This is a genomic window from Paraburkholderia sp. NMBU_R16 (assembly GCF_013282575.1).
In the GTDB taxonomy this organism is placed as follows: Bacteria; Pseudomonadota; Gammaproteobacteria; order Burkholderiales; family Burkholderiaceae; genus Trinickia.
On record NZ_JAAAYE010000382.1, the window covers coordinates 1 to 261 of the forward strand.

The following is a 261-nucleotide window of genomic DNA, read 5'->3' on the forward strand; positions in this document are numbered from 1 at the left end:
ACTACGAGGAAACGCGCGTGTACGTCACGACCACCTGCGGCTTCGTCCTGCGCAAGGTGTTCTATACCGTCCCGTCACGGCTGATCGGCCATCACCTGCGTGTACGGCTGTACGACGACCGGCTGGAGCTGTTTCTGGGCGGCACGGCCCTGATGACACTGCAGCGCGGCCGTGCGGGTCCCAATGGCAAGCACGGCCACGTCATCAACTACCGGCACGTCATCCACGCGCTGCGCCGCAAGCCCATGGCGCTGCTCAATC

At 64.8% G+C, this 261-nt stretch carries 1 pseudogene; it reads left to right on the top strand.

Annotated features, from left to right (window positions below):
* Window positions 1-261 (top strand): annotated as a pseudogene (locus tag GWC77_RS28615) (IS21 family transposase); the annotation flags it as partial.